Source organism: Pseudoalteromonas sp. 0802 (genome assembly GCF_013350085.1).
Taxonomy (GTDB): Bacteria; Pseudomonadota; Gammaproteobacteria; order Enterobacterales; family Alteromonadaceae; genus Pseudoalteromonas.
The window spans coordinates 80,832-89,988 of record NZ_JABVXE010000013.1 but is presented as its reverse complement, the minus strand read 5'-3'; the positions used below and the strand labels follow the sequence as shown (position 1 = coordinate 89,988).

The following is a 9,157-nucleotide window of genomic DNA, read 5'->3' as shown; positions in this document are numbered from 1 at the left end:
TCCGAATTGAGATCAACTGTTTTTTGAAGTTTTTATGAAAAAAATGACTGTTCGCGCAAAATACGAACGAAACGGGTAAAAATAGCACTAAAAAAGGCCCTGAAGGGCCTTTTAACGTTATTTTACTATGAGCTTCCAACCTACTTTTGCTTGTAGCTTGGACTCTAGTTGCAGTTCACTGGCCATTAATGGGTGATATTTTAACCAATCTCCATCAAATGTCAGTGTGAGAGTGTTTTCATTAACACTGAGATCAATCGCTGGTAGTACATCATCTTGGCGACGCATTGATAAGATCACAGCGATCCGCACTACCCTTGTTAAGCATTCTGCGAGTACTTGATGACAGCCCAAGTGAGCAAAACTGTTTTTAACAAGATCAGCGCGATGCTCACAAGCAACAGCGGTAATCAGTTTATGCTCAGATTGCGAGAACCCTGGCATATCTGTGTTTTCTATAATGTAAGCTGTGTGCTTATGATAAAGCTTGTACTCTATTAGTAAGCCAATCTCGTGCAATTTTGCTACTGTTCTTAGTAATGCGATTGCATTTTCATCGATTGATTGCCATTGCCCCATCACGCTTTTAGCCAACTGCTCCGCAAGTTGCGCAACACGACAAGCCTGTTTTTGATCTACATGATAGCGATTCATTAAACCATCAACTGTACGCTTGCGTATGTCGTGGTTATGAAGCTCTGGCACCATGCTATATAAAACGCCTTCACGCAATGCACCGCGAGCAAGACCCATTTGTTTTATATCTAGCGATTCAAACAAGGCGATCAATATAGCGAGGCCAGAAACAAACACTAGACGACGCTCTTCACTCAAGCCTGGAAGCTCAAGATCAGCAATCGTTTCAAATTGCACTGATTGCTCTTTAATAGCGAGAAGTTTATCGAGCGTTAAAAGCTCATCTTGGTTTTGTGCAACCATGATTTCTTGAATCGCTTGCACTGTGCCTGACGCGCCGCTCGCAATTTGCCATCCGGTTGCTTGGTATTCATCGACAATTTCTGCAACCACTTCACTTGCCGCTTTAATTGCAGCAGCAAAGTTTTCGTTACTGAGCTTTTGATCTTTGAAGTAGCGTTCTAGGAAGGTAACACAGCCCATGTGTAGGCTTTTATAATGCAGTGCATCAAAACCCTGACCGATAACAACTTCGGTACTGGCTCCGCCAATATCGATAACCAGTTGTTTACCGCTACAAGCAGAGGTGTGCGCCACGCCTTTATAGATTGTCTTAGCTTCTAGCTCACCGCTGATAACATTGATTTTATGACCAAGGATCTGTTCAGCTTTATGCTTGAATACATCAGCATTGCTAGCAAGACGTAAAGTTGCGGTCGCAACAATTGTGATGTTTTTCTGTGGTATGTCTTGCAGACGTTCAGCAAACAAGGCTAGGCATTCCCAACCTCGTTGCATGGCTTCAGTGCTAAGGACGTTGTTTTCATCAAGCCCTGCAGCAAGCCTTACTTTACGTTTGACTCGACCGATCGTTTGTAGACCGCCAGCAATCGATTTAGCGATCAGCATATGAAAGCTATTTGATCCTAAGTCGATTACTGCATACACATTTTTTTGCGGTTGAAGTTGCCCCACCGTTCAAAAACCTCTAGTTACTACTAAGTCTTCAACAACGGTCGTTTATTACGACCGTGATTTCTGGTAACTATTATTTGGTCGACGTCCGTTGTTATTACGACTACGTGGGCCTGTAGAATAGTTCCGCTTTTTCTGAATATTAGGCTTAGTTAAATCATCAAGCAATGCACTTTTATCATAATGTGATAATGGAATGCTGTGTTCTATATATTGCTCAATTTCGTGGAGATTATAGGCATACTGTTCACAGGCAAAGCTAATAGCGTGTCCTGATGCACCAGCACGTCCGGTACGACCAATACGGTGTACATAGTCTTCACAATCATCTGGCAAATCAAAATTAAATACATGACTTACTTCTGGGATATGTAAACCACGAGCTGCAACGTCTGTTGCTACTAAAAAGTCTAAATCGCCTTTGGTAAATTGAGCCAAAATTGATTGACGCTTTTTCTGGTTTACATCACCGGTTAATAATCCAACTCGGTGACCATCGGCTTTCATCCATGCATAAACATTTTCACAACTGTGTTTCGTATTTGCAAACACAATCGCTTTATCTGGCCATTCTTCTTCAATTAAAGTTAACAGTAACTTAATTTTGTCATCTTGTGATGGATGGAATAGCTCTTCTTGAATACGCTTACCTGTTTTTACATCAGGTTCAACTTGTACGTGCTCTGGGTTTGTCATATGTTCAAACGCTAATTCCTGCACACGATATGATAAGGTTGCAGAGAATAATAGATTTAGTCTCTCAGAGGTTTCTGGCATACGTCTAAACATATAACGAATATCTTTTATAAAGCCTAAATCGAACATACGATCTGCTTCATCAAGCACTACAACCTCGATTTCATTGAGGGTATAACAGCCCTGTTTATATAAATCAATTAGGCGTCCAGTAGTACCAATTAAAATATCAACGCCTTTTTCTAGTTGTGCACGTTGTTTTTCGTAATCTTCGCCACCATATACTAATCCTAAGTTAAGATTACAGTGTGGCGCTAAAATTTTTGCATCTTTGTGTATCTGAATCGCCAGCTCCCTTGTTGGGGCCATGATCAGGGCTCTTGGATGTTTACTAGATGCTTTGCTAGATTGTAATAACCGATGGCACGTGGCAGTTAAAAACGCCAACGTTTTGCCCGTACCTGTTTGCGCTTGGCCCGCAATATCGCGGCCTTCACAAATAAAAGGTAGGCATTTAGCTTGAATGGGTGTGCAATATTCAAACCCATTTTCGGTTAAACCGGCAACCACTTCCGGTGCGATAGCAAAGTCTGAAAACTTTTTATCGGTCAAATGTGTCTTAGTCATAGCGTTTAAGCATAACGTTTAAACTTGCAATAAGAAACAAGAGTGTTTAAATACGCATTAAATATTTCGCCTAACTAATCGGAGATCGCAATGAGCGAGAAAATTATTCAATTAACTGACGATAGCTTTGAAGCTGACGTACTACAATCAGACAAACCTGTACTTGTTGATTTTTGGGCTGAATGGTGCGGACCTTGTAAAATGATCGCCCCTATTCTTGACGAAGTAGCTGGCGAGTTTGATGGCCGAGTTACCGTTGGTAAACTTAACATCGACCAAAATGCAGGCACACCACCAAAGTTTGGTATCCGTGGTATCCCTACATTACTTCTTTTCAAAGATGGTCAAGTTGCAGCAACTAAAGTTGGCGCACTTTCTAAAACTCAATTAGTAGAGTTTTTAGAAAACAACATCTAATGAAAATATAAAAAAAGGGCTTTTTGCCCTTTTTTTAGCTTTATTTTGTTTAAAGACTGGACGCCTTGCTAGTGACCTGCTAGTTTATAAAGCCAACTAATCCTTAGTTATACCAACAAACCTCACTCATGTATCAAACGATGATTTTGAGTATGACAATTGTAATAAAGAACCCACCAATATGCATTTACGCGAATTAAAAGACAAGTCTATCAAAGAGCTTGTAAACTTAGCTGAGTCCATGGGGCTCGAAAACGTAGCCCGTTTAAGAAAACAAGACATTATTTTCGCCATCCTTAAAGCGCACGCTAAAAGCGGTGAAAATATCTATGGCGGCGGTGTACTAGAGATCTTACAAGATGGTTTTGGTTTCTTAAGATCATCTGAAGCATCTTACTTAGCCGGCCCAGATGATATTTATGTATCACCGAGTCAAATCCGTCGATTCAGCATGCGTACTGGTGACTCAATTTCAGGCCTTATTCGTCCACCTAAAGACGGTGAACGTTACTTCGCACTATTAAAAGTAAATGAAGTAAACTTCGACAAACCTGAAAATTCTCGCACAAAAATCCTATTTGAAAACCTTACCCCACTACACGCAAACGAACGTTTACGTATGGAGCGTGGTAACGGTAGTACAGAAGACATCACAGCACGTGTACTTGATTTAGCCTCACCAATTGGTAAAGGCCAACGTGCACTTATCGTTGCGCCGCCAAAAGCCGGTAAAACGATGCTCCTGCAAAACATTGCGCAATCAATCAGCTATAACCAACCTGATTGTGAGCTAATGGTACTTCTAATCGACGAACGTCCAGAGGAAGTTACAGAGATGCAGCGCCTTGTAAAAGGTGAAGTAGTTGCTTCAACGTTTGATGAGCCTGCAAGCCGTCACGTTCAAGTTGCTGAGATGGTAATTGAAAAAGCGAAGCGCCTAGTTGAGCACAAAAAAGACGTGGTTATCTTGCTTGATTCAATCACACGTCTTGCTCGTGCCTACAATACCGTAATCCCATCTTCAGGTAAGGTATTAACCGGTGGTGTTGATGCAAACGCATTACACAAACCAAAACGTTTCTTTGGTGCAGCTCGTAACGTAGAAGAAGGCGGTAGCTTAACAATTATCGCAACGGCTCTTATCGATACTGGTTCGAAGATGGACGAAGTTATCTACGAAGAGTTCAAAGGTACAGGTAACATGGAATTACACTTAAATCGTAAGATTGCTGAAAAGCGTGTATTCCCAGCGATTGACTTTAACCGCTCAGGTACGCGTCGCGAAGAATTACTAACCAAACCTGATGAACTACAAAAGATGTGGATCTTACGTAAGATCGTTCATGAGATGTCAGAAATTGATGCCATGGAATTCTTAATTGATAAGCTTTCAATGAGCAAAACCAATGATGAATTCTTTGACTCAATGAAACGTCAGTAACTATTACTAGTTTTTAAAAAATGCCTGTTTAATACAGGCATTTTTTTTGCGTAAAACTAAGGACATAACACCTTAAAAGTTATACTTTTACAGAATAAGTTTATTGGTAATTAACAGAAATTTGTTCTATACATTATAGGATTAAAAGGTAAGGACCCCCCCTCAATGACCCGCATTAAAGTAGCTGTAGCTCTATTTATAATAAGCTTACTTAGTTGTATTGCTAGTTTTGCCGTATTTGATTTTTCTACTACTGCTATGGTTGCACTAATCCTCGTTATTGTAATTCCTTGGCTTGCTTTAATTGCTTTTGTTTATACAACAGATAAAAAGCAACAAGATCATTTAAGCTACTTTGTTAAGCAAACTACTTCTGAAAAAGGTATCGATTTTACTTTTCGCTTTGACGAAAATGACAGCGAGTTGCCTAATGCGTGTCATGCACTTAACGCAGGTTTAACAATGGCTGAGCATATGTTGGGCGAAATATACTCGTCATCTGCCCGCTTGTTACCTATGGCTGATGCACTTCGTGATACCTATGCATCAATGACTCAAAAAGCCACCATCCAAGATGCCCACGGTATTGATTTAGCAAATACGATCAATCGAATGATTGAAGTATCTAAAGAGCTAGATAGAAGTCTCGAACAAATATTAGGTTCAGTATCAGATGCCACTAAATCAGTACAACAAACACGTTTAGACACAGATAAAAGCCAAGCAAGTCTTATCAAGCTTGCCGATAATATCAATCTGACGAGTGAGCAGATTATTTTACTTAAGCAAGATAGTGATGCTATAGGCTCAGTTATTGATGTTATCAATAGTATTGCCGAGCAAACTAATTTACTTGCGCTAAATGCTGCCATTGAAGCTGCGCGTGCTGGCGAGCAAGGGCGCGGCTTTGCTGTGGTCGCTGATGAAGTACGAAACCTAGCTGCCCGTACTAGTAAATCGACACAAGAAGTGCGTGAGATGGTTTCTAAAATTCAGCATAGTACTGAACAAGCAAACTCATTAATGCAGACAGCACTTAAAGAAACCGAGCGCACGGTTGAGCTATCTGAAGCATCTACTAAAGAAACCAATAAGATTGAACAAGCGATGCTAGAAATTAATGCGTTTTCTGAAAGCGTTCATGAGCAAGTGGCGATGCAAAGTCAAATGTCAGATGAAGCTCAAGTTAGTATAGATGCGATGGTTGAGCTTAACTCTGATGCACTTTCAAGTTCACAAATACAAGCTGTATCGAGCAAAGACTTAGTACGCCTTGCACACTCTTTAGATGAAAAACTATCAATGTTTCTGATCACTCACCCAGAAACCAATAAAGAGCAGCGTATTGATCGCTCTAGATTCGAAATGACTCAAGAAGTTGAGCAGATTCAAGATGGTGATATAGAACTATTTTGATCAACCGATGCGTTATGTAGTTGCTCAAGTAGCTGAGCAACTAAGCTTGTTAAGTCAGCAAGTTTATCTTGCTTTAATGCCGACTCAAGTGCCATAGCACTCATCGCGACATCATCTAACTCAAACATTTTAGCCGCGCCACCTATGCGGTGAGCATCCTGCTGTAAATTAAACAATTCATGAGCTGCAAGGTGCTGTTGTATTAATGCGCTTTCATGCTCAAAGCTATTGATAAAGCTTGCCACTAAGTCACTCATATCATGCTGGGACTTAGTTGTGGTACTGTCTTTTTTGCAATGTTTAGCAAGTTGCGTGTAAAACACTTTTTTATCAATTGGTTTGGCAAGGTAACCTGTAAAACCAGCTTCAAGGTAACTGTCGATTTCGTGGCTAATTGCATTAGCCGTTAATGCATACACAGGCTGGGTAAAGCCACACTCTTGTAATAGCTTCAGTGCATTTAATCCATCTAGCACTGGCATTTGAATATCAAGCAGCACCACATCAGGGAATTCCTTGAGACATTGCTCTACAGCTTGCTCACCATTTTCTACCGCAATAACCTCAAGACCCATCGACTCTAAATAACGAGAAATTAAACGGCGGTTATCAGGGTGATCTTCAGCAAGTAATACTTTACCAGACAAGCCTTTTGTCGCTGGCTGTACAAACTTTGCAAGCTCAACTGTTTCCGTGCTTGGAGTATGCTCTTTGCACGGCAAGTAAAACGAAAATATGCTGCCTTTATTTAGCTCACTTTCAACACTGATATAGCCGCCCATCATCATCGCAAGCTGTTGCGATAGACTTAAACCAAGCCCGGTGCCTCCAAAACGACGGCTGATGCTATTGTCTCCTTGCCTAAAGCATTCAAAGATTTGTTTAAGCTGCTCAGCGTTCATACCAATACCCGTATCAGTTACACGAAACCATACGCCTTGCTCTACTTTATAGACTTTTAACTCTACTTCACCTTGATTGGTGAATTTAATTGCATTGGCACATAGGTTGATAAGAATCTGTTTAATGCGGGTAAAGTCGAGCTGACTGTAAAACTGTTCGCCAAGCTCGTTATGAAATGAAAAGTTCAGCCCTTTATCTTTGGCTTGACCACTAAGCATAGAATGAACGTCAGTAAGTAATCGAACTAAATCACCTTCCTTTAGGCTTAATTCTAGCTTGTTAGCTTCGATTTTACTGATATCAAGTACATCGTTAATCAGCTCTTTTAAGTGATCACTTTGTTTTTGAATAACAGCCAGCTCATCGTTTAACTGCTCTGGTTTATAATAACCATTCATAAGATTATCGGTTTGGCCTAGGATTGCAGTTAAAGGTGTACGAATTTCATGGCTAATATTTGCTAAAAACTGACTTTTAATTTCATTAGCGCTGCGTAGTTGATCTGCGGTTTCTTCAAGCTCTTTGGTGCGTTTAGCAACCATTAACGAAAGTTGCTCTTTTGCCCCTTTTTCGATGTTACGACGATAAATAGTAATACCTGTCACCACTATCATCACAAACAAGATAAATAGCATAATGCCCAACTGACGTTGTTTAGACATTTCGAGCTCTTGCACATTCTGTAGCTGCTTTAATTCAACAATTTCTTGATTAAGCTGACTTGCTTGGATTTGGCTTTGCAGCTCACCCATAGACTTTAATAATTTTAGGCTTTGCTCGCTTTTAAAAGCGCGAACAAACTCATCAAAACTAGCAACGGCTGCTGCATAGTCACCCTTACCTGACTTAATCAGGGCCATCATTCCGGCGCCGTCCTGTACTCTCAAATCATCTTTATATTGTTTAGCCATAAAAACTGAGGTAGTCAGAGTGGCCTCTGCTTCAGTGAGCTTACCTTGTAATAACTCAATTTTTGCTTGCGACAATAAGCCAGCCAGCTCTAATGTTTTATTATCAATTCTTTTTGCAAACTCAACGGCTTTTTCTGCATGACTTAAGGCGAGCTCTAAATCACCGGTGCGCAGATACACATTAGCAATATTAGCGTGGCGTGAAGAGAGAAAGTAAGCGTTATCCGTTTCTTGGTAATAGCGCAAAGCACGCTGATAGTAGTGTAAAGAAAGTTGATACTGGCCAAGCTCGGAGTAAGCTACTCCCATATTGCCATACGACTGAGCAACGCCATCTTCATCTCCTAATTTTTGGAAAATATCTAGTGTTTCTCTATACATATCTAGCGCAATATCATAACTCGACAAACGAATATAAATACCCGCTATGTTGTGTAAAATATCGGCTTTATCTTGCTCGCTACCATGCTCTTCATAGATTTCTTTCGCTTCTTTGTAATACTTAAGCGCTTGATCCATATTGAACATGTCAAAGTAAGCAAGACCAATATTACTGAGTAAGTTTGCTTCGGCAATTGGCTCTGGTAGTTTTTCTGCAACACTTAATGCCTTGCTATAAGCAAGCACCGCTTGTTGCATCAAGCCTTGATAATAATAAGTGACGCCTTGCATTTTTAGGCTACGAAAGTAGCGATTTGGCGTTGCTGTAAAACTGGTTGCTTGCTCTGCCAATTGGTAGTTTTTTACCGCCGCAGAGAAATTACCTCTCTCTAAAGCAAAGTCGGCAAGCTGCATGTATATATCGAGGCTTAGTTCTTGATTTGTTGTATTTTGATTAAGCAGCTTTTTGGCAAGCTGTTGCTTTTCTTGCCATTGCTCGGATTGGCTAAATTGCTCAAGTAGCGAAGTGGATGCAAAGCTAGACTGCGAAACAAACAAACTACAGCTGAACAATAAAGCAGTGAGCAAGCTTACACGCAGTGATGTGAACATATGGCGAAATCCCTTAAAATCAACTTAGCCTGAAAATGAAGTTATTTAAGCTCGGCTAAATGCATTCCCTAGTATCTAAAAACAATAGCGTAGTTTCAAAAAAGCAGCTGTGATAGCGTATACCACTGTAGATTACACTAAA

At 40.4% G+C, this 9,157-nt stretch carries 6 protein-coding genes; 3 read left to right on the top strand and 3 right to left on the bottom strand.

All coding sequences use genetic code 11. From position 1 onward, the window contains the following. Positions 1-117: 117 nt before the first annotated feature. Both gppA and rhlB read right to left on the bottom strand, forming a co-directional pair. The gene (gppA, locus tag HUS61_RS16400) at positions 118-1,611 is read right to left on the bottom strand and encodes a guanosine-5'-triphosphate,3'-diphosphate diphosphatase (RefSeq protein ID WP_175083174.1); all 1,494 of its coding nucleotides are present in this window, start codon (positions 1,609-1,611) and stop codon (positions 118-120) included. Between the two features lie 48 nt (positions 1,612-1,659). After that, positions 1,660-2,934, bottom strand: a complete 1,275-nt coding sequence (gene rhlB, locus HUS61_RS16395; protein ID WP_175083173.1) for an ATP-dependent RNA helicase RhlB — start codon at positions 2,932-2,934, stop codon at positions 1,660-1,662. Between the two features lie 90 nt (positions 2,935-3,024). On the opposite strand from rhlB, the gene trxA reads away from it, so the two are divergent. The 3 genes from trxA (at position 3,025) to HUS61_RS16380 (ending at position 6,208) form a co-directional block, all read left to right on the top strand. Then, the gene (gene trxA, locus HUS61_RS16390; RefSeq protein ID WP_054554679.1) at positions 3,025-3,351 is read left to right on the top strand and encodes a thioredoxin TrxA; all 327 of its coding nucleotides are present in this window, start codon (positions 3,025-3,027) and stop codon (positions 3,349-3,351) included. A 181-nt stretch (positions 3,352-3,532) separates the two neighbouring features. Beyond that, positions 3,533-4,792, top strand: a complete 1,260-nt coding sequence (gene rho / locus HUS61_RS16385; RefSeq protein ID WP_054554678.1) for a transcription termination factor Rho — start codon at positions 3,533-3,535, stop codon at positions 4,790-4,792. Between the two features lie 165 nt (positions 4,793-4,957). Beyond that, positions 4,958-6,208, top strand: coding sequence for a methyl-accepting chemotaxis protein (locus HUS61_RS16380; RefSeq protein ID WP_175083172.1), 1,251 nt, complete (start codon positions 4,958-4,960; stop codon positions 6,206-6,208). On the opposite strand, the gene HUS61_RS16375 is transcribed toward HUS61_RS16380, so the two are convergent. Further along, on the bottom strand, positions 6,181-9,015 hold the full coding sequence (locus HUS61_RS16375) for a tetratricopeptide repeat protein (protein WP_175083171.1): 2,835 nt from the start codon (positions 9,013-9,015) through the stop codon (positions 6,181-6,183). The two genes, HUS61_RS16380 and HUS61_RS16375, sit on opposite strands and share 28 nt — an antisense overlap. Positions 9,016-9,157: the final 142 nt, after the last annotated feature.

Excerpts from the sequence above, each read along its gene's own strand:
- rhlB (WP_175083173.1), bottom strand. The coding sequence starts at position 2,934 with ATGACTAAGACACATTTGACCGATAAAAAGTTTTCAGACTTTGCTATC.
- trxA (WP_054554679.1), top strand. The coding sequence starts at position 3,025 with ATGAGCGAGAAAATTATTCAATTAACTGACGATAGCTTTGAAGCTGAC.
- rho (WP_054554678.1), top strand. The coding sequence starts at position 3,533 with ATGCATTTACGCGAATTAAAAGACAAGTCTATCAAAGAGCTTGTAAAC.
- HUS61_RS16380 (WP_175083172.1), top strand. The coding sequence starts at position 4,958 with ATGACCCGCATTAAAGTAGCTGTAGCTCTATTTATAATAAGCTTACTT.
- HUS61_RS16375 (WP_175083171.1), bottom strand. The coding sequence starts at position 9,015 with ATGTTCACATCACTGCGTGTAAGCTTGCTCACTGCTTTATTGTTCAGC.